The following is a 22,886-nucleotide window of genomic DNA, read 5'->3' as shown; positions in this document are numbered from 1 at the left end:
CTCAGGAACCTACCTCACCGAGTACGCCGTGCCGGACGATCTGCCAGCCCTGCGGCGCCGACAGCCGCGCCGCGTGGCGGTCGCACAGGTCGTAGCTGTGGGGCTCGGAGTCGTGGCTGAGGGGACCGAGCACGGCCATGGAATCCGCGTAGACGTACGTGAGGGTGGTCGTGGCGCCGCCGGTGCAGCCGACGCGGGAGCAGGGCCTGTTCGTCATGTCGGGCCCACACTACCGCCGACGCCGGGGCCGTACGATGGGGCCATGCCACGATCGCGCCGCCGGGGAGGCCACGTCTCCATCCGCGGATCCTGGCGGGATCGGCACGGCCGCGGCCTCCGCTCCCCCGTCACCGGGCCGGAGCTCCCGGTCCTCCGCACGCGGGCCGACCTCTTCGACGACATCGTCGCCTCCACCGCCGAGTACCTGCGGGGCCTCTGGCCGGACGAGCTCGAGCGCGTGTCCTTCGAGGTCGCCGCTCTGCCCGCCGAGAACAGCGAGCGGGACGGCATCGACCGCTGGACGGTGCTGCCGGACGAGCGCCGGGTCATCTTCTACCGCCTGCCCATCGAGCGCCTGTCGCACCTGCACGAGGACGACGAGCACCACCAGCGCGCGCTCGTCGAGGGCTGCGTCTTCCGCGCGGTCGCCGAGCTGCTCGGCAAGGACCCGTGGGACCTCGCGCCCGACCGGTACGACCCGCACTAGCCGGGCGTCGCGGGCACCGGGCCGGGATCCCGAACGGGTGTCAGGCGTCCGCGCCGGGCCCGACCACCGTGCGCGCCGGTCGGCCCCGCGCATCGGGTCGACGCCGCGCGCGGACGCTCAGGGGTGGACGCGCAGCGGATCCGCGGCCGGCAGCACCGGCACCACGGGCAGCGCCGCCGAGCGACCGGGCTCGGCCAGGGTCACGGTCGCCGTGAGCCCCGTCGCGCCCTCGAGCAGGTAGGTGCGGCCCGCGGTCACGGCCACGGAGGCGGCGGATCCCGCGGGCACCTCGATCGCGACCGGCTCGGAGCCGTCGGTCGGCCGCGCCGTGACGGAGGCGGCGGCGTCCCCCGCGTTCCGCAGGTGCAGCAGGGGCGCGGGTCCCGCAGGCACCGACACGAGGGCGTCGCGCGTGAGCGGCTCCGCCGACGGCAGCCAGGCGAAGTCGGTCGCGCCGCCCTCGGCCGCGCCGGACACGCTGCGCACGGCGGCCGTGACGGGCACCGAGCTTTGGACCGTGACCGCGTAGCGGCCGTCCGGCAGGTCGGCGACGGGGAGGTCGGTGGTGCGGCCGGCGTCGACCTGCACCGTGAACGTGGTGCCGGTGCCGTCGGTGCCGTCCTCCGGCGCGATGCTCACGCTCACGTCGGCGTCCTCGGTCCCGGGGACGAGGACGCGCACGGCGGTCTCGCGGTCGGGGTCGGTGCCGGGGTCGGATCCCGCTCCGGGCGCGGATCCGCCGTCCTCCGCGGGAGCCGCCTCGCCCTCGACGGGCGCCACGGGCGCGGACTGCGAGTCGATGCGGAGGCCGGTCATGGTGAGGGCGGTGGCGGGGGCGGCGGCCGGCGCGATCCAGTCGACGCCGCCCGCGAGCAGGCCGCGGACCGTGCTCTGCTCGAGCCGCGCGACGATCTGGCCGCCGCGGCTCTGCACGTGCACGGCGGGCGACGCGAGGTCGGGCGCGAGGCCCGCGAGGCTGAGCACGCGACGGGTGCCGGCGGGCACCGTGATGCCGCTCGCCCCGGGGGCGCTCACGGCGCCCTCCTCGCCGGAGATGGCGAGGTCGACGGTGGAGGAGACGCCGGACGGGTTGTCGAGCACGACGAAGGTCGTGCGGCCCGTGGTGGTGGCGCCGCCCACGAGCCAGGACTCCGCGGTGGCCTCGGCGCAGGACGCCGCGGCGAGCCCCGCGAGGTCGGCCTCCGCGGCGATCTCGGACGTGGCGCCGGCGAGGTCCGCGGGCACGCCGTCGACCGCGCCGGCGACGGCGAGGACGGACGGCTCGGTGGAGGTCCCGCCCTGCACGTCGGGGGCCTGGACGCGGGAGGTGCGGATCCCGGGGCCGCCGGTCGCGGCGTCGGCGGTGGCGGATCCGCTCGTGGTCGCGGCGCCGCCCACGGCGACCGCCGTGGTGGTGGACGCGGCGTCGGCCTCCGGCGGGCGGAGGACCGCACCCGCGCAGACGCGCTGCTGGTCGGTCGCGACGGGGGTCACGAGCACGGAGGGCGCGCTCCGGTCGGCCGACGCGGGCGGGAGGAGGAGCGCGCCGGTCACGACGACCCCGAGCACGGCGACGCCGGCGATCCCGGTGGTCACGCGCGTCGCGATGCGCACGGCGTCACGCCTGGCCATCTGTCCTCCTGCGGTCGTCGTCGTCGGTGCTGCGGTCGTCGTCGCCGCTGTCGTCGGCGGGCGCGGTCACGACGGCGTCGTCGTCGCCCGCGCGGCGCTCGCCCGCCTGCGGGATGTCGCCGAAGGCCGCCTCCTCCACGCTCGAGCCGGTGGCCTCGTCGAGGTAGGCGGGGGTGCCGCGGTCGTCGTGCTCGGGGCGCGGCTCGTCCGCGTCCGCCGGACGGGCGTCGGGGGCGACGGCGGGCTCGCGGTAGGCGGGCAGCGGGCGGCTGCGCGCGGCGAGGCCGCCGGTCGGGATCGCGAGGAGCAGCGTGAGTGCGAAGACGAGCGCCTGGGCCGCGAGCACGGCGACGCGGCCCGGGTCGTCGAGGTTGCCGGGCGCGGGGACCTCGGCCGCGAGGTCGTCGCTGCCGACGAAGCGCCAGAGGAGCCCCGCCTCGGTCTGCCCGACCGCCGTGAACACGGGGTCGTCGTCGAGGGCGGAGCGTGCGCGGTCGTGGACGGCCGCGTCCCGCGCCCCGGCGGGCGGTGCGAGGAGGACGTAGCTGATCCCGAGGCGCCGCAGGTCGTCGGTGGCGTCGAGGCCGGAGCGCGAGGAGACGTTGCCGGCGAGCTCGGCGACGCGGGTCTGCGTGTCGGTGAGGGGTCCGGTGGCGGTGTCGACGGTCGAGACCTGCTCGAGCGTGCGGCCCGCGCCGCGCTCGACGTCGGCCGCGAGCGACCCGTCGTCCCCCGCGCGGAGCACGAGCGTCCCGACGGCGGGATCCGTCGCCGCCTCCGCGACGACGAGGCCGGGCAGCGAGCTGTCGCCGCCGGCCCGCACGGCGGTGACGCCGGCGACGGCGGCGGAGACGAGCGGGAGCGCGAGGACCACGAGGGTCGCCGTCGCCACGAGCCCGGGCACGACGGACCGGCGCCCGAGGGTGGCGAAGCAGAGGACGAGCGCGCCCGCGAGGCCGAGCCAGAGCAGGCTGAGGCCCGATCCCGGCCACACGGCCACCGCCTCCGCCCCGGTCGACTGCACCACGATGCGCGCGGCCAGGACCGCGGTCGCGAAGCCGAGCACCGTCACGCCGAGCGCGAGGGCGGCCCGGTGCGACCCGCGGAGGAAGAGCGACGCGACGGCGCCGAGCACGAGCGGCGCGACCAGCACCGCGACGACGACCAGGGGCACCGACGCGGGCAGCCCGAGGCCGAGGCCCTCGACGAAGGACGTCCAGCCGCCGAGCCCGGAGGTCGGGAAGCCGAGCGCGAGGCCGGGCACGTCGGCCGGGGTGAAGGCCGCCGGGACGGCCGGGTCGGCGAGGAGGGCGAGCGGCTGGCCCTGCATCACGCGGTGGACGACGAGCGGCGCGACGAGCGCGAGGAGCGGCACCGGGATCGTGACGAGGCGTCCGGCGCGGCGGCCGGCCCGGATCGTCGCGACGAGCCAGAGCACGAGCAGGGCGGGCACGAGCGAGGGCGCGCACGCGCCGACCGCGGCCAGCAGGATCCCCGCCACGGCGGAGGCCGACCACGAGCGCGGCGCGCGCAGCACGGCGAGCGCCAGCCACGGCAGGAGCAGGTGCGCGAGCACGGCCGGCAGGCGCCCGTCGCCGAGCGCGACGAGGAGGGTGGGCGCGAGGGTCCAGACGAGGGCCGCGAGCGCGCGCAGCCAGGCGTTGCGCGTGAGCTGCGCGGCGCAGAGCCACGCGGCGAGGGCGGCGAGCGGGAGGGCCGCCACGAACAGGCCGAGCACGGCGAGCGACGGCTCCCACGCGGTGACGCTGCCGAGCACGGCGAGCACGTAGGCGAACGGGTCGGAGGGCGCGACGGGCCCGGCGCCGGATCCGCGCACGCCGATTCCCACCTGAGCCCACAGCGCGCCCGCGCTCGGGCCGAGCGGCAGGAGCTGCCCGCCCGTCAGCGCGGTGCCCGCGAGCCGCGGGAGCCACATGACGGCGGCCAGCAGGAGCGCCGCGAGGACCGTCCAGCCGCCGCCCGTGGCGAGGAACTCGACGCCGTCGGAGACGCCCATGTGCTCGACGCGGTACTGCTCGCGGGCGAGGGAGCGTCGCCTGCGGCCGACCGCGAGCGGCTGGCGGAGGGACGCGACGCTCGACCACGGCGCGGTCCTGGCGACCGCGAGGCGGCGACGGCTGGCCCGGATCCGACCGGGCGCGACCGCGACCCGCACGGCGGCGCCGATCTCGCCGGGCGCGGCGGTCGGGCGCTTGCGGAGCAGCTGCAGCAGCGCGCGCAGGATCGCGAGCGGCACGAGTGAGAGCCAGTGGAAGGGGACGGCGGCCGGCGGCGCGTAGGCGAGCCGGCGGTGCAGCTGCGCCTGCCGGCGGAGCCGACGACGGCGACGGCGCGGCGTGCGCTTGCCGAGGAACGCGGTGCCGGGGGCGGCGTCGCCCGCGGAGGCCACGCGTGCGGCCGGCACGACCACGACGCGGTGGCCGGCGAGGCGGGCGCGGACGCAGAGGTCGAGCGCGTCGTCGATCACGGGCAGCGCGTCGTCGAAGCCGCCGAGCTCGTCCCACAGGCGGTGCCGCACGAGCATGCCGCCCGCGGCCACGCCGAGGACGTCGCTCATCTCGTCGTACTGGGCCTGGTCGAGCTCGACGTCGACGACGGGGACGGCCGCGCCGAGCGTGGTGAGCGTGCGGCCGAGCTCGTGGATGTAGCCCGGGTGGTCCCACTCCATGAGCTTGGGGCCGGCGACCGCGACGCTCGGCGACGCCTCGATCGCCGCGAGCAGGCGCTCGAGGGCGTCGGGCGCGGGGGCGTTGTCCGCGGAGAGGAGCCAGAGGAGCTCGTGGTCGCTCTCGGGCGCGGGGATCACGCGGACGGCCTGGTCGACGGCCTGCCCGAACGTCATCCGGGCGGGGGCCTGGACCATCCGGGTGGGCTCGGACGCGGCCAGCAGGGCGGCCGATGCGTCGCGGGAGCCGAGGTCGACCGCGACCACCTGGTCCGGCCGGCGGGTCTGCGCGGCGAGCGCCTGGAGGGTCCGGTCGAGGAACTGCGCGCCCTCGTGGGCGACGAGGATCGCGGTTACTCGTGGCTGCATGACAGGGGAGACCCTACGTGGTGGGCGGTGGGGATCCGCCGCAGCCCGACGGCGCGGCGGAAGGCCGGGGCCGGCCGCGCGGGCCGGCGGGCGGGTCAGACCGCGCGCTTGCGGAACTTGCGGCGCTCGCGCTCGGAGAGGCCGCCCCAGATGCCGAAGCGCTCGTCGTTCTCCAGCGCGTACTCGAGGCACTCGCTGCGCACCTCGCACGAGCCGCAGATCTTCTTGGCGTCGCGGGTGGATCCGCCCTTCTCCGGGAAGAAGGCCTCGGGGTCGGTCTGCGCGCAGAGCGAGTCGGCCTGCCAGGCGAGCGGGTTGCCGTCGTCGACGCTGCGGACCCCCGGGACCCCGAGTCGGACGGGGTCGACGAACCAGTCGTCGGGGACTCCGGCGTGGTACTCAGGTAGTGCCATGTCACGATCTCCCCACGCGGCCGAGGCGCCCGGCCGGCCCCAGCTCATCGTCATAATTACACCGGTGTAACTCCATCGAGTCAAGCTGCGGAGGGTAAACCCTCAGCCGCTCCTCGAGGGTTGCGACGCGCCGCCGCTCGCCGTGGGCGCTACTCCGCGAGGCCGGCCTGGCGGGCCGTCCACGCGCTCGTCACCATGTCGTCCAGGGTGTGGCGCATGGCCCAGTCGATGTCGCGCGCGGCCAGCTCCCCGGAGGCGACGATGCGGGCCGGGTCGCCCGGTCGGCGGTCGTGCATCTCCGGCTCGAACGCGATGCCGGTGGCCGACGCGATGGCCGTCATGATCTCGCGGACGCTGACGCCCGCGCCGCTGCCGAGGCAGTAGACGGGCTCGACCGACTCCCCCGCCTCGAGCCGGCGGGCCGCCGCGACGTGCGAGGCGGCGAGGTCGACGACGTCGATGTAGTCGCGCACGCACGTGCCGTCGGGCGTCGGGTAGTCGCCGCCGTTGATCCGCGGCGTGCGACCGTCGCGCAGCGCCTCGAAGACGAGCGGGAACAGGTTGTGGGGGCTCGTGTCGAAGTAGCCCTCCTCGCCGGATCCGACGACGTTGAAGTAGCGGAGCGACGCGTGGCGGAGGCCCGCGGCGACGCCCTGGTCGCGCAGCAGCCACTCGCCGATGAGCTTCGACTCGCCGTAGGGGGACTCGGGCGCCTTGGGCGTGCGCTCGTCGACGAGGTCGACGTCGGGCGTGCCGTAGACGGCCGCGGAGGACGAGAACACGATGCTGTCGACGCCGGCCCGCTCCATCTCCTCGAGGAGCACGGCCGTCGCGGTGACGTTCTGCTCGTACGTGTGCAGCGGGCGCTGCACGGAGACCCCGGCGTACTTGTAGCCGGCCACGTGCACGACGCCGCGGATGTCGCCCGAGCCCAGGATGCGCGCGAGGAGCTCCCGGTCGAGCACGGATCCGCGGTGGAACGGCACGCCCTCCGGCACGAACGACGCGTGGCCGCTCGAGAGGTCGTCCAGCACGACGGTGTCGATGCCGGCGCGGGCGAACGCGGAGACGATGTGCGAACCGATGTAGCCGGCGCCGCCGGTGACCAACCATGTCATGCGGCAACCCTATCGACGGCTCCGGGGCCTCCCGTCACGCGGCGGCGGCGCCGTCCTCGTCGTCGACCTCGGCGGCGGACGGCGCGGGCGTCGTCGCGAGGAACGCCTCGCCCTCCCCCGTGACGACGAGCCGGCCCTCGTCGGGCGTGACGAACACGGCGTCGCCGCGCACGAGCTCGACCGAGGAGGACCGGCCGCGGATCGCGACGGCACCCGCGGTGCAGAGCACGATGGCGGGGCCGTCGACCTCGACGACGCTCGCGCCCGCGTCGTCCGCGGTCGCCTCGCGGGTCGCCGGGGCGATGCGCGCGAGCAGGAAGTCGGGGACGTCGGGCCGGTACAGCTCGACGCCCGGCGCCGCGTGCTCGGGCTCGAGGTACGGCACGGGCAGCGCCTGGAACTCGAGCACGTCGAGCAGCTCGGGGACGTCCACGTGCTTGGGCGTGAGGCCGCCGCGCAGCACGTTGTCGGACGCGGCCATCAGCTCGATCCCGAGGCCGTCGAGGTAGGCGTGGATGTTGCCCGCGGGGAGGTAGAGCGCCTCGCCGCGGCGGAGGGTCACGCGGTTGAGGAGGAGCGACGTGACGATGCCCGCGTCGCCGGGGTAGGCCGCGGCGAGCTCGCGGACGGTGCGCATCTCGGTCGAGAACTCGCGGCACTGCCGGTCGGAGGCGAGGCTCGCGAGCAGCGTGACGCGATCGACCAGGCGGCGCACGTCGGATCCGCCGCCCATGAGGAACGCGAAGACGTCGCGCAGCACGTCCGCCTCGGAGCCCGTGAGGCGCGAGAGGACGGCGCGGATGACGCCCGGGTCTGAGTCCGGGCCCGACGCGTCGAGCGTGAGCAGCAGCGTGAAGACCTGCCGCACCTCCGCGAGCGGCCGGAAGCCGCAGAGCGCGTGGAACTCGTCGCTGAGCGCGTAGATCAGCTCGGGCTTGTGCAGCGGGTCCTTGTAGTTGCGGTGCGGGGCGTCGATGGGGACCCCGCGCTCCTCCTCGTCGCGGAAGCCGCGGCGGGCGCGGTGCAGGTCGGGGTGCGCCTGGAGCGAGAGGGGGCCGCCCGCGGCGAGCACCTTGAGGAGGAACGGGAGGCCCGGGCCGTCGCCCGGGCGGAGGCCGTCGGCGAGCGGGCCGAGCGTGGTGGCCGGGTCCGCCTGGATCCAGTCGGCGAGCGTCGCCGCGCCGCCCGCGGTCGCCGGGTCGACGACGCGCGTCGGGGACCCGCCGTGCGCACCCAGCCACAGCTCGGCCTCCGGTCCCCCGGACGGCTCGCGGCCGAGGAGCTCGGCGATGGCGGTGCGGGATCCCCAGGCGTAGTCGCGGGGGGAGTTGGCGAGGGACGTGAACACGGCTGATCCTGTCGGGCTTGGCGGCTACCTACAACGCCCGGAGGGGCGCGTCCTGTCCGGACGCGACCAAAGTACCAACCGATGCGGGCCCCTCCGGGACGCGCCCTAGGCTCGGCGGCAGGCGCCCGGCCCCGAGGGCGCCGACGAGACGCAATGGAGCGAACGTGTCCCTCACCCCTCTCATCGGCGACTTCTACGGCTACGAGTCCCGGCTCGGAGACCGGGAGAGGGAGGCGCTCGCGGAGCTGCGCGCGTACCTCGAGGAGGAGGTGCGGCCGCGGGTCAACGGGCTGTGGGCGCGCGCCGAGTTCCCGCGCGACGTGGTCGGCGGCCTCGCCCGGCTCGGCACCTTCGGCATGGCGTTCCCCGAGACGCGGCCCTTCGAGAACTCGGCCGTCTTCCGCGGCTGGGCGGCGCTCGAGCTCGGGCGCGTCGACGCGAGCATGGCCACCCTCGTCGGGATGCAGAGCGGCCTCGTGATGGGGAGCATCGCGGTCACCGGGTCCCCCGAGCAGCGCGCCGAGTGGCTGCCCCGCCTCGCCTCGGGCGAGATCCTCGGCTCCTTCGGCCTCACCGAGCCGCTGTCCGGATCCGACTCCGCGCGGGGGCTGCGCACGGTCGCGACCCGCCGCGGCGACGAGTGGAGCATCACGGGCGCCAAGCGCTGGATCGGCAACGGCACCATCAGCGACGTCACCGTGATCTGGGCCAAGGACGCGGACGACGGCCAGGTGAAGGGCTTCCTCGTCCCCAACGACTCCCCCGGCTTCCGCGCGACCCGCATCGAGGACAAGCAGGCGCTCCGGATCGTGCAGAACGCCGACATCGAGCTCGACGGCGTCATCGTGCCGGAGCGGAACCGCCTGCAGCAGGCGCGCTCGTTCGCCGACACCGCCAAGGTGCTGCGCCTCACGCGCGCCGAGGTGGCGTGGGCCGCCGTCGGGATCTCGGTCGGCGCGTACGAGGCCGCCGTCGCGTACACGGGCGAGCGGCAGCAGTTCGGCAAGCCGCTCGGCGCGCACCAGCTGATCCAGGACCTCCTGGTCCGCAGCCTCGGCAACATCACGGCGTCCATCGGCCTGGTGACGCGCGCGTCGGAGATGGTGGACGAGGGCACGCAGTCCGACGAGCACTCGGCGCTCGCGAAGGCGTACGCCACGAGCCGCATGCGCGAGACCGTCGCCTGGTGCCGCGAGGCGTTCGGCGGCAACGGCATCGTGCTCGACTACGACGTGGCGCGCTTCTTCGCCGACGCGGAGGCCATCTACTCCTACGAGGGCACGCGCGAGATGAACACGCTCATCGTCGGCCGCGCCATCACCGGCCACGCCGCCTTCGTCTGAGGGACACCGGAGCGGGCGGCGCGCCGGTGTCCGGGCGCGTCCGCGACCGGTCCCCCTCAGGCGGCAGGCGAGGCGGGCAAGGCCGGATACCCTGATGGGCATGCCCACCGACAGCCGCCGAGCCCTCCGGAGCTTCGCGACCTTCGTCCTCGTCACGACGTTCGCCGGTGACATGTGGCGCAACGGCCTGAGCTGGTGGGGCTTCGGCGCCATCGCGCTCGCGGTGCTCGTGACGTGCATCACCCTGCTGGTCCGCTCCCAGCCCCTGCCCCGCCTGCGCGTCGTGCCGATCCCGCTGCTCGCGTTCACGGGGATCGCGGTGCTGTCGATCGCGTGGTCGGAGTACCGGCCGGAGTCCGCCATCGGCGTGGTGATCCAGCTGTCCACGACCATCGCCGCGCTGACGCTCGTCGTGTTGCTGTCGTGGGCGGAGATCGTGCAGGCGCTCGGGCGGGCGCTCCGGATCGTCCTCGGGCTGTCGCTCGCCTTCGAGCTGGTGGTCGCCGTCGTCGTGCGGCAGCCGGTCATGCCGTTCTTCACCGACTACGGCCCCGACGCGCCCGCGGCCTTCGCGTGGACCCGCGGAGAGCTGCTCACGGGCGGCCGGATCCAGGGCGTCGTGGGCAACGCGAACCTGCTCGCGATGGTGGCGCTCCTCGGGCTCATCGTCTTCTCGCTGCAGTACGCGGCGCGCACCGTCAGCCGCCGTCGCGCGGGGGCCTGGATCGCGGTGGCCCTCCTCACGCTCGCCCTCACCGGCAGCTCCACGGTCCTCGTCGCGCTCGTCATGACGGGCGTGGTCGCGGCGCTCGCCCTGGTGGCGCGGCGGGTGGGCCTCCGCGGCCGGCTCGTGCTGGCGAGCGGCGTCGTCGTGGCCGCGGTCGCCGGCGCGGTCGTCATGGCCACGCGCACGGCCGAGGTCTTCGAGCTCCTCGGCCGCTCCCCCGACCTGACCGGCCGGTTCCAGATCTGGGAGTCCGTGCTCGGGCTCGCGCAGCAGCACCCCGTCGTCGGCTGGGGCTGGATCGGCTACTGGGCGCCCTGGGTGCACCCCTTCGAGGGCCTCGCGGTCCGCAGCGGCGTCACGTACCTGCAGGCGCACGACGCGTACCTCGACGTCCTGCTGCAGGTGGGCGCCGTGGGCCTCCTCGTCTTCGCCTGCTTCATCGTCACCACCTATGTCCGGTCCTGGTGGGCCGCGATCGACCGCCCGCAGCACCGCCGCGACCGCGTCGAGCCGTACTCCGTGCTCGCGCTGGCGCCGCTCCTGCTGATGACCGCCCTCGTCGTGCAGAGCCTCGCGGAGAGCCGGCTCCTCTACGAGGGCAACTGGCTCCTCCTGGTGGTCGTCGCCGTCGCCACCCGCTCGCGCATGGTCGAGCGCGAGGACGTCCCCGGGCCGGTCGACTCGCGCCGCACCGCGGTCCTGCCCGCGCGGGCGGGCACCCCCGTCGAGCACGTGCCGTCGCCCCTCGTGGGCGCGGCACCCGCGGTACCCGCCCGCTCCGCGTCCCCGGCCGCAGCGCCCGCGCCCGCCGCCGCCTCCGCACCGACGCGCACCGCGCCCGCCGATCCCGGCGTCGCCTGATCCCGGCGGCCGACCGGTGCCCCGCCGACCGCCCGTGATCCCCGGCGCATGACGCTCCCCGCCCGCCTCCCGCTGCCCGCGCGCCTCCCCGACCTCCTCGGGTCGGCGCGCTTCTCCGCCGCGCTCACCCACTGCATCCTCGGCACGGCGATCCTGTCGCACGCCATCCGGGCCACGGCGGGCTGGGCCGGGCTGATCGGGATCGTGACCGCGCTGGTGGTCATGGCCGCCGGATCGCTCGCGGCGAAGCGCGGCGACTGGGAGTGGCGCGGCCTCCTGCCCATCTCGCTGCTGCTCCTCGTGGGCTGGTGCGCCGCGACCCTGCTCTGGACGGCCTACCAGCCGGACGCCGTCGGCGGCGTGCTGTACCTCGCGGCCTCCGCCTTCCTCGCGGTGTACGTCGGCGTCGTGCGCGACCTCATCCAGATCGTGCGCGCCGCCGGGGACGTCCTCCGGCTGGTGCTCGTGGCCTCCCTCGCCCTCGAGGTGCTGGCCGGGCTGCTCATCGACGGCCCGATCCCCTTCCTCGGGATCCGCGGTGCGCTCGACCGCCTCGGCCCCGTCCAGGGGCTGCTCGGCGAGCGGAACGCCCTCGGCATCCTCGCGCTCGTCGCCGCCGTGACCTTCGCCGTCGAGCTGCTCACGCGGTCGGTGCCGCGCGGGCGCGGGCTCGCCTCCCTCACCACGGCGCTCCTGGTGGCCTCGCTCACGCGCTCGTCGGTGATCCTCGGCACGTTCCTCGTCCTCGGCGTCGCCGCCCTCGCGATCCTCGGCCTCCGCCACCTCGCCCGCCAGGCCCGGCCGCTCGCGAACAGCGCGGTCCTCGTGCTCGCGGCGGTGGTGGCCGTGCTCGTCGTGGCGTTCCGCTCCCCCGTCCTGCAGGTCCTGCAGGCGCGCCCCGACTACCTCCAGCGGGTCGCCCTGTGGCGCGAGATGCTCCGCCTCATCGACCTCAACACGATCGAGGGCTGGGGGTTCGTCGGCTTCTGGCGGCGCGACGCCTACCCGTACACGGCCCTCGACCTCGTGAGCCGCGGCGCGCAGGAATCGGGCCGCAACGCCTACCTCGACCTCTACCTGCAGGCGGGCCTCGTCGGCCTCGCCCTGTTCGCCGCGTTCTGCGCCCTCGCGCTCGGGCGCTCCTGGGCCCTCGCGACCACCAAGCGCGGGCTCGGGCACGTGTGGACGGCCCTCGTGCTCGTGGTGCTCCTCGTCGCGTCCCTCGCCGAGAGCGTCACGCTCGTGGAGTGGGGCTGGATCCTGCTCGTGATCTGCGCGGTCAAGGCCGCCCAGGGCCGGAGCTGGCGGCACGGCCTGCCGGAGCATCGCCAGGCCGAGTGACGCCCGCCGGGCGGACGCCCGGCGCGGAGATCAGCGGACGGCCTCGTCGCGCGGCCGACGGAACGAGAAGAACTTGTGGCCCGTGTACGTCGCCACGGTGATCACGATGGTCACGAGCACCTGCGCCACGATCGGCTCGAGCGGCGTGGTCTCCACCACGAGCGGCAGGAGCAGCATGTTGGCGAACAGCGGCATGAGGTTCACGAGCGTGTAGCGGGAGAAGTCGGGGACCAGGTTGCCGCTGACCTTGAACACGAGCTTCCGGTGCAGCGTGAACGCGATCGGCAGCTGCACCGCCCACGCGATGACCAGCACGAGCGGGTACGGGATCTCGTGGCCCCACAGCAGGTAGAACAGGGCGAACCAGGCCGTGCCGAGCACGGTGTTGAAGCCGCCGACGAGAAGGAACGCGACGCGCTCGTCCTTGATCAGCCGGAGGAGGATGCCGGGAGCCGGCGCCTCCTCGCGGGGTGCCTCGACGCCGTCGGTGTGCTCGTCCATGGGGTCTCCTCGCCGCGCCGGAGCGGACGCGGTGGACGGCCGGCGGGCCGCGCCGTGGTCGTCCGGTGCGGGCCCCACTGTATCCGCTGCGTCCCGGGCGAGCGCCGCCCGCCGTCCGGTCGGGCGGCGGGAGGGCGACGCGGGTCAGTACGCGGCGCCGACGGGGATGCGGGCGAGCGCCGCGGTGCCCATCGGGGTGATGGTCGGCGATGGCGTGCCCGCCAGCGCGACGAGTCGCGCCCAGCTCGAGACCGGCCGCGCCTGGCCGCCCTGGAGGACGTAGACGCTCGGGTCCGCGGATCCCTTCACGAGCACGGCCCCCGTGACGGTCGCACCGGTCGCGTCGAGCGTGCGGCAGGTCGTGGGGACGAGGTCGGTGACCGGCAGTCCCGTCGAGCCCGGGTCGCGGAGGGCCACGATGCGGCCCTGGGTGGCGAGGTAGGACGTGCTCCCGCAGCGCACGGCGAGCGAGAGGACCGACTGCGACCGCGCGTAGCCGTCGAGGGTGCGCTGCTGCACGGTGCTGTAGGCCTGGCCGAAGCCGAGCTCGCGCGTGACGGCGAAGTCCGGCACGCCGATCCTCCGGTTCAGCCCGTCGACGACGTAGACGTCCGCGCTGCTCGCCGACTTGACGAGCGTGCCGGGCTCCAGCGCGACGTGACCCGTGGCGTACCGGGATCCCACGGACGCCCGCATCCCCGCGACGTACGCCGGGGCACCGCCGTTGAGCGCGACCAGGGCGGACCAGCTGGACACCGGGTACTTGACCCCGCCGTCGAGGAGGTACGCCGTGCCGTCGCCGGGGAGCGTGAAGAAGGCGCTCATGGCGCCGGCCTGCGGGAGCGCGCGCAGCTGGCCCGGGTCCAGGGGCACGGCCGCCGAGCAGCTGTAGCCGTAGGACGCCACGAGGTCGCAGGACGCGAAGTCGTGCCGGCGGTCGCCCTGCACCAGGCTGATCGTGCCGTCCGCGGGATCGCGCACGAGCTCCGACGCCGGGATCCCGGTCGCGAGCGCGTCGAGGTAGGACCGGCCGACGGTGCTGATGCCGCCGAGCGCGTCGAGCGCCTGATACACGCTGAAGTCGGTCACGGGGTGCTTCTGGCCGCCGCTCACCAGGTAGACGCTGTCGTCCGTGGCGACCTTGACGAACGAGGACACCGGTCCGTCGCTCGTGCTGCCGAACCAGTCCGTGTAGAGGCGCCAGAAGTTGCGGTTGCCGTAGGAGGAGCAGGAGTCGCCCGTGCCGTAGACGTTGCGCAGGGCCGCCTGGTTCGGCTGGTACGGCGTGTAGATGTAGAGCCCGGCCGTCGCCTGGTTGCGGATGGTGACCTGCGAGGACCCGCAGTCGGCGTTCGGGTGCCAGAGGATCCGGTTGCTCCGGCCGGCCTGGTAGTTCCAGCGCGTGGGGGTCGACTGGTACACCCTGAACTGGTGCGCCGCGTTGTAGACCTGGTTGAAGAAGCCGTAGTAGGTCGAGTCGCAGGCCGCGGTGTCCGGGCAGCCGTAGCCGGTGGCGCTGCGGAACTGGCGGTCGCTCGGCGTGCTGTCGGTGACGAGCCCCTGCTCCTTCTCGAGGAGGACGAGGAGCGCGGCCTGGCTGACGCCGCACGCGCGGCCCACCCAGTAGACGATGTCGGCGCCGCTGAGGCGCGACGCCTGCAGGCTCGAGCACCGGCTGTCGGCGGCGCGGGCGGGCGTGCTCTGCACGTAGTCCCGGAGGCACACGTAGCCCGACGCGCAGCTGGGCACGCGGGCCCGGAGGAAGGACTGGACGTCGCCCGCGGACATGGCGTCGCCGTCGTAGAACTTGGCGTCGCTGATGATCATGCCGGGGTCGAAGTCCGCGCCCGATGCGGCCCGCGCGGGCTCCGCGCCGGAGCCGAGCGTGCCGGTGCCCACCAGGCCGACCCCCAGGGCGACGACCCACACGGCCAGGCAGGCGATCAGCCGCGAGCGTCGGCGCGCACGCCGGACATGGTCCACCCCGTCATCGAACAATGCATCCCCCTGCGTCCCCGTGCCGTGAGATGCGATTCTCACACACGAGGGGGCGGCCGCCGCACCGTGGTGCGGATCGGCCGCCCCCTCGTCGGGTGCGGGACCGTGGTCGGCGGGAGCTAGCGCTTCCCGCGACCGGCCGGCGGCTGGTCGACGCCGAAGGTGCGCGCCCATGTCTCCGGGCTCGTGACCGTCGGCAGCGCGGCGCGGTACGCCGCCTTCAGCTGGGGCCAGCGCGCGAGGATCCGCCAGCGGAGCACGATGCTCGTCCACAGCATGCGGCGGAACATCGCGGGATCGCGGCGGTGCAGGAGCGCCGCCGATCCCTCGGCGTTCGACACCAGCACGCTGTCGAACTCCGGCACGACCCACCAGCGGGCGTCCTCGAACGCGAGGTGCGCCTCCGGGCCGCGCTGCGCGGCCGAGCTGAGCGGCGAGAACGCGTGCCGGCCCACGGTGCGGGCGAGCCAGGCGAAGCGCGCGATGCCGGCGGGCGCGCCTCCCCCGCGACGTCGCTGCGGCTTGTCCGGCGCGATGATCTCGGGCAGGGCGGCGCGGTCCTTGATGGGGACGCCGTCCGAGAAGCCCTTCGCGAGCTCGCGGGTGCGGGCGAGGCGCGTGACCATGTCCTGGTGCAGGCCGCGCGGCCCGCGGAGGATGTTCCGGTACGCCTCGTGGCGCGCGGCGAGCGCGAAGTACTGCATCGAGACGAGGTGCCGGACGTCCGTGGCGAGGTTGGCCGTGAGGAACCGGCCCCCGCGCTCGTACGGCGAGTGCAGCAGCGCCGCGATGAGGCGGTTGCGCGCGTGGAAGAAGGCCTGCCAGTCCTGCGAGTCGTCCTTGTCGACCCACGAGACGTGCCACACGGCCGCGCCCGGCAGGGTGACGGTCGGCACGCCGACCTCCTTGGCGCGGAGCGCGTACTCGGCGTCGTCCCACTTGATGAAGACGGGCAGCGAGAGCCCGATCTGCTTGATGGTGGAGACGGGGATGAGGCACATCCACCAGCCGTTGTACTCGGCGTCGACGCGGCGGTGCATCCACCGGGTCTGGCGGAGGTTCGACGCGCTGAAGTCGTGGCGCGTCGGCGTGACGGGGCCCCACATGAAGTTCCACATGTCGAAGCCCTCGGCATACGCGTGGAGCTTGCTCTTGTCGTACATGTCGAACATGTGGCCGCCCACGATGGTAGGCGTGCGGGAGTAGTCCGCGAACTTCACCGCGCGGCGGATGCTCTCGGGCTCGAGCGTGATGTCGTCGTCCATGACGAGGACGTAGTCGCTCGCGCCCTCCTTGAGCGTCTCGTACATGCCGCGGGAGAAGCCGCCGGATCCGCCCAGGTTCGCCTGGTCGATGACCCGCAGCTTCTCGCCGAGCAGCTCCTGCGCCCGGGGGAAGGCGGGCTGGTCCGCGACCTTCTGCGTGCCCTGGTCGGTGACGTAGACGTGGTCGAGGAGCGCCGCGACGTCGGGCTTCTCGCCGATGTCGGTGAGGAGCTTCACGCAGTACTCGGCGCGGTTGAGCGTCGTGATGGCGATGCTGACCGAGCCGGTGGCGCCCGACGTGGGGGCGGATCCCGCGGGCGCGTACCAGCCGGCCTCGACGAGCGCGAAGTCGGCCTCCTCGCCCATCAGGTCGAACCAGTACCAGCCGCCGTCGGCGAAGTAGGTGAAGGGGAGCTCGAAGCGGGAGGTGGCGGAACCGGAGACGGCGGCGCCGTCGACCTTCTGGATCACGCCGCGCGCGTTGGAGCGGTAGACGATGACCTGGCCCTCGCCGCTGGTCTCGACCTCGAGCACGACGCCGTCGAGCGTGGTGCTCGCGCGCCAGTAGGAGGCGGGGAACGCGTTGAAGTACGTGCCGAACGACACCTTGCGACGGTGGGGCACCTGGAAGCCGCGGTCGCCCCGGATGGCGCTGATGATGCCCATGTCGCTGAGGCGCACGACCGCGTTGTGCGTGTCCGAGTCGACGACGCGCAGCGGCGAGCGGCGGCGCTTCTCGGGCGCGACGGGGATGCTCGTCCAGTAGTCGGCGTCCACGTAGAGCGGGACGATGTCCGGGTCGTGCTCGGACGGCAGGATGACGCGCTGGATGAGGTCGAGCTCGGCGGGAGCGCCCGCGAGGTCGGCGGCCATCAGGAGGCGTCCTTCACGAGGACGGGCTTGAGCTTGTTCTCGTACATCGAGAGGGCCGCTCCGATCGCCATGTGCATGTCGAGGTACTGGTACGTGCCGAGGCGGCCGCCGAAGAAGACGCCCTCCTCCTGCTTCGCGAGCTCGCGGTACTTCAGCAGGCCCTCCCGGTCGGCCGCCGTGTTCACCGGGTAGTACGGCTCGTCGTCGCCCTCGGCGAAGCGCGAGTACTCGCGCATGATCACCGTCTTGTCGGCCGGGGCGTCGCGCTCCGGGTGGAAGTGGCGGAACTCGTGGATGCGCGTGTACGGCACGTCGGAGTCGGCGTAGTTCATGACGGGCGTGCCCTGGAAGTCGCCGACCGGGAGCACCTCGCGCTCGAAGTCGAGCGTGCGCCACGAGAGCGCGCCCTCCGAGTAGCCGAAGTAGCGGTCGATGGCGCCCGTGTAGACGACGGGCACCTTCCCGACGACCGAGGCCCGGTTGACCTCCTGGGTCTCGTCGAAGAAGTCGGTCTCGAGGCGGACCTCGATGTTCGGGTGGTCGGCCATGCGCTCGAGCCATGCCGTGTAGCCCTGGACGGGCAGGCCCTCGTGCGTGTCGTTGAAGTAGCGGTTGTCGTACGTGTAGCGGACGGGGAGGCGGCTGATGACCTCGGCCGGCAGGTCCGTGGGATCCGTCTGCCACTGCTTCGCGGTGTAGTCGCGGATGAACGCCTCGTAGAGCGGGCGCCCGATGAGGGAGACGCCCTTCTCCTCGAGGTTGCGCGCCTCGCCGGCGTCGAGCTCGGAGGCCTGCTCGGCGATGAGGTCGCGCGCCGCCTGCGGGCCGTGCGCCGAGCGGAAGAACTGGTTGATCGTGCCGAGGTTGATCGGCAGCGGGAAGACCTCGCCCTTGTGCTCGGTGTAGACGCGGTGCACGTAGGGCGTGAAGTCCGTGAAGCGGTTGACGTACTCCCAGACCGTCTCGTTGGAGGTGTGGAAGAGGTGCGCTCCGTAGCGGTGCACCTCGATCCCGGTCTCCGGGTCCTTCTCGCTGTACGCGTTGCCGCCGATGTGGTCGCGACGATCGATGACGAGGACCTTGAGGCCCAGCTCCTCGGCGACGCGCTCCGCGATCGTGAGTCCGAAGAAACCGGATCCGACCACTACGAGATCAGGGCTCATGGCACATTCCTTTGCTGGGGTGGCGCCCGACGGGCGCTCGACGGGACTGGTCAAGGGTAACGGGGGATCAGGCGCGGGCCTGCGGGACGGTCCGGTCGCGCGTGATCAGGCGGCGGTACAGCCCGCGGCGCACGGCCTCGGGGATGAGGCGGTAGCTGCCGCGCACCAGGACGTTGCGCCCCGCCTGCCCGATCGACGTGAAGCGCCGCCGGCGGAACTCGCGCTGCAGGCGGAGCTCGGCCCGCAGCTGGGCGACGCCGCCGCGCCGAGCGTAGGCACCCGCGCTGACGCGGTACATGACGAGCGGATCCGGCAGGTTCTCCACGCGCGCGCCCGACTGGATCATGCGGGCGAAGAGGTAGTAGTCCTCCATGAGCCCGAGCGGCAGGTAGCCGCCCGCCCGCTGGACCGCGGCACGCCGGTAGACGACGGTCGGGTGGTTGAAGGGATCGTGGAAGCGCGCGTAGCGGGAGATGGCGTCGGCGCCGACGGGCGGGGTGCGGCGCCCCACGATGGTGCCCACCTCGTCCGTGAACTCGTACATTCCGGTGCCCACGAGGTCGAGGCCGCCGGAGATGAGCGCCAGCTGGCGGGCGAAGCGCTCGGGGAGGCTGATGTCGTCGGCGTCCATGCGCGCCACGACGTCGTGCGCGCAGGCCTCGAGGCCGCGCTCGAGCGCGTAGGCGAGGCCCATGTTGCGCGGGAGCTCGACCGTGACGACGGGGACCGGGGACGACTCCGCGAGCTCGGCCATCGTGCGGGCGAGGTCGGCCGAGACCGGGCCGTCGCGCACGACGACGACCTCGTCGGGCCGGAGCGCCTGGTCGTCGACGCTGCTGCGGAACGCCCGACGGAGGAACTCGGGGCGGTCGCCGCGGTACACGGGGAGGAGGAGCGAGAAGGCCTCGGTGGGCACGGGTCCTCCATCTGTGATCCTCGGTGCGTGGGCAGCTGGGCCGTCGACGCCTGAGCGGACGGCCGCGCGGGCAGCCGCCCGCCGAGCACCCGAGTCTACCGGGCACCCGCCTGAGGGGCCCGGCGCCTCGCCACAGGCGGGCGGTGCGCACGCGGGCGCGCGGCGCGCGGCGCGGGGCGGGCTAGGCCCGGCCGGCTGCGCGCTCGATGCGGCAGACGCCCTCGGTGACGTCGCCGAGGCCGGCGAGCACCTCCGCGGCGGGACGCGGTCGTCGCCCGAGGCCCTGGCGCACCCCGTCGACGAGGCCGCGCAGGAGCAGGGGGCGGTCCGCCGAGCGGGCGATCGTGCGGGTCCAGCCGACGAGCGCAGCCCCGGCGTAGAGGACGCGCTCGGCGGGAGCGAGCGCGTGGGAGAGCCGGAGCATCCAGAGCTTGTTGCGCACCTCGAAGACGAAGCGCGCGCCGGGATCCACGTCGGTCGACCCGAACGTCCGCGTCCGGTGCTCGACCGTGCTCCCGTGCACGAGGTAGCCGCGGCCGTGACGCAGCAGGCGGGCCGAGTACTCGAAGTCGTCGTTCCAGAGGAAGTAGTCGGCCATCGGCAGCCCGTGCGCGCGGATGGCGTCGGCCTCGACCAGGAGGGAGACGAACGACGCCGTGCGGACGGGCGTGCAGCCGTGCCGGGCCGCCCGCGCGACGCTCGCGCGGGAGGCGCCGGGCCGGGTGCGCGGCGTGTTCATGGGATGCGGACGGCCATCGGTCCAGCGGACCGCCGAGGCCAGCACGACCGTGCCGCGGGGCGCGGCGGCCCGGGCGCGCAGGAGCTCCGCGAGCGCCGTGGGATCCGGCACGGTGTCGTCGTCCATGAGCCAGACCAGCTCGGCGCCGTGCACGGTGAGCGCGCGCTCGATGCCGGCGGTGAAGCCGCCGGCTCCGCCCGTGTTGGTGGGGAGACGGGTCAGCGCCACGTCCGGGAAGCGCTCCCGGACGACGTCGCCGGAGCCGTCGGTGGAGGCGTTGTCGATCACCACGACCTCGTGCAGCGGCACCGTCTGGGCGGCGAGCGCCGCCAGGGTCTCGACCACGAGCTCGCGCCGGTTCCACGCGACGACGACCGCGACCACGCGGGGCGGCACGCCGCTCATCGCGCGGTCACCCGACGGCGACGGCGCACCACGAGGCGGCCGACGGCCCACGCGGCCGTGAGGAGGATCACGAGGGCGGCGGACGCGACCTGCACCTGCCAGCCCGGGCTCCAGAACGCGACCGTCACGGTCTTCCCGACGTCCGCGGCGGAGACGTCCACGCCGAGGAGGAAGCCGTCGACCGGCTCCTCGCGCAGCTGGGCGCCGGAGACCTCGTACCCGGGCCACGGGATGAGGGCGAGGGCGACCGTGCCGCCGTCGGCGGGGGCGGCGTCGACGCGGAAGGTCGACCCCATCGGGTCGTCGTGGAGGAGGGTCACGCGGGTGCCGTCGGAGGTCCACGCGACGCCGCCGGCGCCCTGCAGCGGGTCGTCGCGGACGATGGTGCGCGTGATCGGCGTGTCCTCGACGACGGTCCAGCCGTCCGGGACGACCTGCCACTCCCGGCGCGGGACGGTCTTCGCGGGATCGCCCCCCCGCTGGGCCTTGATGACCTGCACGGTGCTCGCGCCGATGAGGTCGACGAGGTCGACGCCCGTGTCGGACCCCTTGACCGGCTCGAACAGGCGCTCGTACAGCGCGCCGCAGGTGAGCCCGTTGAACTGCATGCAGACCTTGTTGCCGTAGCCCGGGTAGTAGACGGAGGAGTACGCGTTCTGCACGGGCTTGCCCGTGACGTACCAGGAGTTGCCGAGGAGCGTCTCCGCGTAGTCGGTGGTCTGCGGGAAGCCGACGACGAGGATGTCGCCCTCCGCGCGCGGCAGCTGCGTGCTGTACGCGCTCACGTCCGCGGGCAGGTCGTAGGTCTCGAGCGGGGACTTCGGCGAGCGGTAGTGCTGCGGCACCAGGAGCGCCACGGTGCCGACGATGGCGACCACGGCCATGGCCGCCGAGCGGGAGCGCGGGGTCGCCCGGGCGCGGTCGGCGACGCGGCCGAGGACGGCGGGGCCGCGCCCGGGACGCCAGCCGACGGCGAGTGCGTAGACGAGGAGGACCAGGGCGCCGACGAGGACGATCGCGACGGCGGCGGGCTTGACGGCGCGCGGATCCTGCGTGAGGAGGAGGAGGCCGTTGACGGCGACGATGGCCCACGCCGTGTAGAGGTGCCGCCGCGTGAGGACCCGGCGCATGCTGCGCGAGAGGCCGAGGGCGAGGACCAGCAGGATCACCGCGGTGAGGTACGGCACGACGCGCACCGGGTAGCGGAGGGGGCCGATCTCGGACGGGGCGAGGACGCCGGTCAGCGCCGCAGCGCCGATGATCAGCAGCGAGGGACGTCGACGCAGGAGCGCCCACAGGCGGCGCCAGTCGATGAGCACCAGCAGCGGGACGAGCCACGAGATGTAGGTGATGGGGGCGCCCGGGATGTTGCCCTCGTAGTAGTCCATGAAGGGGCTGCCCATGGGCATGCCCGAGATGGCGAGGTCGCTGAGGTCGACCGTGAGGAAGCCGTCGTTGCCGATGGAGTTCGAGCGGCCCGAGACCGAGGAGGTGAGCACGCCCGGGAGGTGCACCAGCACGGCGAAGAGGCCGGAGATCAGCGAGAGGCCGAGGGCGCGGAGCACCTCGGGGCGCCGGCGGCGGATGAGCGCCTCGATGAGGAGCGCGCCGAGCGCGGCGGCCAGCATGAGGGTGGCGGCGGCGTAGCCGATCCCCACCACCGTGACGGCGGCGAGGACCGCGCCCACGGGGTTGGCCCGGGCGCGGATCACGCGGCGCGAGAGGCCGACGGCGAGCGGCCAGAACGTCCAGGCCATGAGCCCGTTGACCCAGGAGGGGGCGTCGAAGTAGAGGGTGAAGCCGGCGAGCGGGACCGCCGTCGCGACGACCGCGGCCCACGGGCGGGTCACGGAGTAGGCGCGGGCCAGCACGTAGAGGCCGGCCGACGCGATGGCGAGGCACGCGATCTTCACGATGGACGAGTAGAGGGCCGCGTTCGACATGAGCTGCGAGCCGAGCCCGACCACCCAGAGGAGGGGGCTGTAGATGCCCCACGCGCCCTCGGCCTGGTAGTTGCCGCTCTGCCACACCGTGGGGTTCAGCAGCGACCAGTTGCCGTCGAGGATGCGGCGGCCGATCTCGTACCACTGCCCGTAGGCGCCGGCCTCCGTGTCGTTCACGAAGTAGTACCCCGTGAAGAAGAGCATCGGGATGATCGCGCCGACCACCGTGGCGGCGACGGCGGCGGTCGGCCACAGGAGCTTGCTGCGCATCGTGAGAGGGGTCCGTTCGTCGAGTGCCGCCCGGACCGGCTGGGTCGGCGCGGGCGGGACTCACCCTAACGCCTGGGTCCTCCGCGCCCCGTGACCCGCTCCCGGGTGCCCGTCGCAGCCTCCCGGTCGCGGGCGGACGCCGTGAGAGGATGGCCCCCGTCCGCACGCGCACCGCGGTCGCCCACGGTCTCCGTCGCACGTCGCACGATGACGTGCACGGGTGGGCAGCGACCCGGGCGCGTCCCCTCCTGCCTCGCCGAAGGAGAGCC

General features: G+C 74.3%; 17 protein-coding genes. 4 read left to right on the top strand and 13 right to left on the bottom strand.

The features are described 5' to 3' along the window. Window position 1 precedes the first annotated feature (1 nt). Window positions 2-217, bottom strand: coding sequence for a DUF3499 family protein (locus ACT7CP_RS04960; RefSeq protein WP_012037719.1), 216 nt, complete (start codon window positions 215-217; stop codon window positions 2-4). A 45-nt stretch (window positions 218-262) separates the two neighbouring features. Between ACT7CP_RS04960 and ACT7CP_RS04955 the strand changes: the two genes are divergently transcribed. Continuing rightward, window positions 263-706, top strand: a complete 444-nt coding sequence (locus ACT7CP_RS04955) for a metallopeptidase family protein (protein WP_413963889.1) — start codon at window positions 263-265, stop codon at window positions 704-706. 117 nt (window positions 707-823) lie between these two features. Here ACT7CP_RS04955 and ACT7CP_RS04950 read toward each other — a convergent pair whose 3' ends face one another. The 5 genes from ACT7CP_RS04950 to manA form a co-directional block, all read right to left on the bottom strand. Further along, complete coding sequence (locus ACT7CP_RS04950; protein WP_445443595.1) at window positions 824-2,338, bottom strand: DUF5719 family protein; 1,515 nt, start codon at window positions 2,336-2,338, stop codon at window positions 824-826. After that, window positions 2,325-5,393 (bottom strand): glycosyltransferase, encoded by a 3,069-nt coding sequence (locus ACT7CP_RS04945; RefSeq protein WP_445443594.1) that lies wholly within the window; start codon window positions 5,391-5,393, stop codon window positions 2,325-2,327. The genes ACT7CP_RS04950 and ACT7CP_RS04945 overlap by 14 nt, the downstream gene beginning before the upstream one ends. A gap of 95 nt (window positions 5,394-5,488) precedes the next feature. Beyond that, on the bottom strand, window positions 5,489-5,806 hold the full coding sequence (locus tag ACT7CP_RS04940) for a WhiB family transcriptional regulator (RefSeq protein ID WP_445443593.1): 318 nt from the start codon (window positions 5,804-5,806) through the stop codon (window positions 5,489-5,491). Window positions 5,807-5,955: 149 nt separating this feature from the next. After that, window positions 5,956-6,924 (bottom strand): UDP-glucose 4-epimerase GalE, encoded by a 969-nt coding sequence (galE, locus tag ACT7CP_RS04935; RefSeq protein ID WP_445443592.1) that lies wholly within the window; start codon window positions 6,922-6,924, stop codon window positions 5,956-5,958. A 34-nt stretch (window positions 6,925-6,958) separates the two neighbouring features. Then, window positions 6,959-8,272: a mannose-6-phosphate isomerase, class I gene (manA, locus tag ACT7CP_RS04930; RefSeq protein WP_445443591.1), complete on the bottom strand. Its 1,314-nt coding sequence runs from the start codon at window positions 8,270-8,272 to the stop codon at window positions 6,959-6,961. 164 nt (window positions 8,273-8,436) lie between these two features. Between manA and ACT7CP_RS04925 the strand changes: the two genes are divergently transcribed. From ACT7CP_RS04925 to ACT7CP_RS04915, 3 genes are all read left to right on the top strand, one after another. After that, window positions 8,437-9,615 (top strand): acyl-CoA dehydrogenase family protein, encoded by a 1,179-nt coding sequence (locus ACT7CP_RS04925; protein ID WP_445443590.1) that lies wholly within the window; start codon window positions 8,437-8,439, stop codon window positions 9,613-9,615. A 100-nt stretch (window positions 9,616-9,715) separates the two neighbouring features. Continuing rightward, the gene (locus tag ACT7CP_RS04920; protein WP_445443589.1) at window positions 9,716-11,203 is read left to right on the top strand and encodes an O-antigen ligase family protein; all 1,488 of its coding nucleotides are present in this window, start codon (window positions 9,716-9,718) and stop codon (window positions 11,201-11,203) included. 48 nt (window positions 11,204-11,251) lie between these two features. Next, window positions 11,252-12,544, top strand: coding sequence for an O-antigen ligase family protein (locus tag ACT7CP_RS04915; protein WP_445443588.1), 1,293 nt, complete (start codon window positions 11,252-11,254; stop codon window positions 12,542-12,544). A gap of 30 nt (window positions 12,545-12,574) precedes the next feature. On the opposite strand, the gene ACT7CP_RS04910 is transcribed toward ACT7CP_RS04915, so the two are convergent. From ACT7CP_RS04910 to ACT7CP_RS04880, 7 genes are all read right to left on the bottom strand, one after another. Further along, window positions 12,575-13,045 carry a GtrA family protein gene (locus ACT7CP_RS04910; RefSeq protein WP_445443587.1) on the bottom strand — a complete coding sequence of 157 codons (471 nt, stop codon included), beginning with the start codon at window positions 13,043-13,045 and terminating at the stop codon, window positions 12,575-12,577. A gap of 144 nt (window positions 13,046-13,189) precedes the next feature. After that, window positions 13,190-15,028 (bottom strand): hypothetical protein, encoded by a 1,839-nt coding sequence (locus tag ACT7CP_RS04905; RefSeq protein WP_445443586.1) that lies wholly within the window; start codon window positions 15,026-15,028, stop codon window positions 13,190-13,192. Between the two features lie 134 nt (window positions 15,029-15,162). Continuing rightward, window positions 15,163-17,181: a glycosyltransferase gene (locus tag ACT7CP_RS04900; protein WP_445443585.1), complete on the bottom strand. Its 2,019-nt coding sequence runs from the start codon at window positions 17,179-17,181 to the stop codon at window positions 15,163-15,165. Next, complete coding sequence (gene glf / locus ACT7CP_RS04895) at window positions 17,181-18,344, bottom strand: UDP-galactopyranose mutase (RefSeq protein ID WP_413963878.1); 1,164 nt, start codon at window positions 18,342-18,344, stop codon at window positions 17,181-17,183. Before glf ends, ACT7CP_RS04900 begins: the two co-directional genes overlap by 1 nt. 67 nt (window positions 18,345-18,411) lie before the next feature. Beyond that, window positions 18,412-19,260: a glycosyltransferase gene (locus ACT7CP_RS04890; protein ID WP_413963877.1), complete on the bottom strand. Its 849-nt coding sequence runs from the start codon at window positions 19,258-19,260 to the stop codon at window positions 18,412-18,414. 181 nt (window positions 19,261-19,441) lie between these two features. Then, window positions 19,442-20,404, bottom strand: coding sequence for a glycosyltransferase (locus ACT7CP_RS04885; RefSeq protein WP_445443584.1), 963 nt, complete (start codon window positions 20,402-20,404; stop codon window positions 19,442-19,444). Beyond that, window positions 20,401-22,617 carry a hypothetical protein gene (locus ACT7CP_RS04880; RefSeq protein ID WP_445443583.1) on the bottom strand — a complete coding sequence of 739 codons (2,217 nt, stop codon included), beginning with the start codon at window positions 22,615-22,617 and terminating at the stop codon, window positions 20,401-20,403. Before ACT7CP_RS04880 ends, ACT7CP_RS04885 begins: the two co-directional genes overlap by 4 nt. Window positions 22,618-22,886: the final 269 nt, after the last annotated feature.

Source organism: Clavibacter rahimiani (assembly GCF_052654495.1).
Note: the sequence above shows the minus strand (reverse complement) of the source record. Positions and strands in the feature narration are given on the sequence as shown.

Excerpts from the sequence above, each read along its gene's own strand:
- ACT7CP_RS04940 (WP_445443593.1), bottom strand. The coding sequence starts at position 5,806 with ATGGCACTACCTGAGTACCACGCCGGAGTCCCCGACGACTGGTTCGTC.
- ACT7CP_RS04900 (WP_445443585.1), bottom strand. The coding sequence starts at position 17,181 with ATGGCCGCCGACCTCGCGGGCGCTCCCGCCGAGCTCGACCTCATCCAG.
- ACT7CP_RS04880 (WP_445443583.1), bottom strand. The coding sequence starts at position 22,617 with ATGCGCAGCAAGCTCCTGTGGCCGACCGCCGCCGTCGCCGCCACGGTG.
- ACT7CP_RS04960 (WP_012037719.1), bottom strand. The coding sequence starts at position 217 with ATGACGAACAGGCCCTGCTCCCGCGTCGGCTGCACCGGCGGCGCCACG.
- ACT7CP_RS04945 (WP_445443594.1), bottom strand. The coding sequence starts at position 5,393 with ATGCAGCCACGAGTAACCGCGATCCTCGTCGCCCACGAGGGCGCGCAG.
- ACT7CP_RS04920 (WP_445443589.1), top strand. The coding sequence starts at position 9,716 with ATGCCCACCGACAGCCGCCGAGCCCTCCGGAGCTTCGCGACCTTCGTC.
- ACT7CP_RS04955 (WP_413963889.1), top strand. The coding sequence starts at position 263 with ATGCCACGATCGCGCCGCCGGGGAGGCCACGTCTCCATCCGCGGATCC.
- ACT7CP_RS04915 (WP_445443588.1), top strand. The coding sequence starts at position 11,252 with ATGACGCTCCCCGCCCGCCTCCCGCTGCCCGCGCGCCTCCCCGACCTC.
- ACT7CP_RS04950 (WP_445443595.1), bottom strand. The coding sequence starts at position 2,338 with ATGGCCAGGCGTGACGCCGTGCGCATCGCGACGCGCGTGACCACCGGG.
- galE (WP_445443592.1), bottom strand. The coding sequence starts at position 6,924 with ATGACATGGTTGGTCACCGGCGGCGCCGGCTACATCGGTTCGCACATC.
- ACT7CP_RS04910 (WP_445443587.1), bottom strand. The coding sequence starts at position 13,045 with ATGGACGAGCACACCGACGGCGTCGAGGCACCCCGCGAGGAGGCGCCG.
- ACT7CP_RS04885 (WP_445443584.1), bottom strand. The coding sequence starts at position 20,404 with ATGAGCGGCGTGCCGCCCCGCGTGGTCGCGGTCGTCGTCGCGTGGAAC.
- glf (WP_413963878.1), bottom strand. The coding sequence starts at position 18,344 with ATGAGCCCTGATCTCGTAGTGGTCGGATCCGGTTTCTTCGGACTCACG.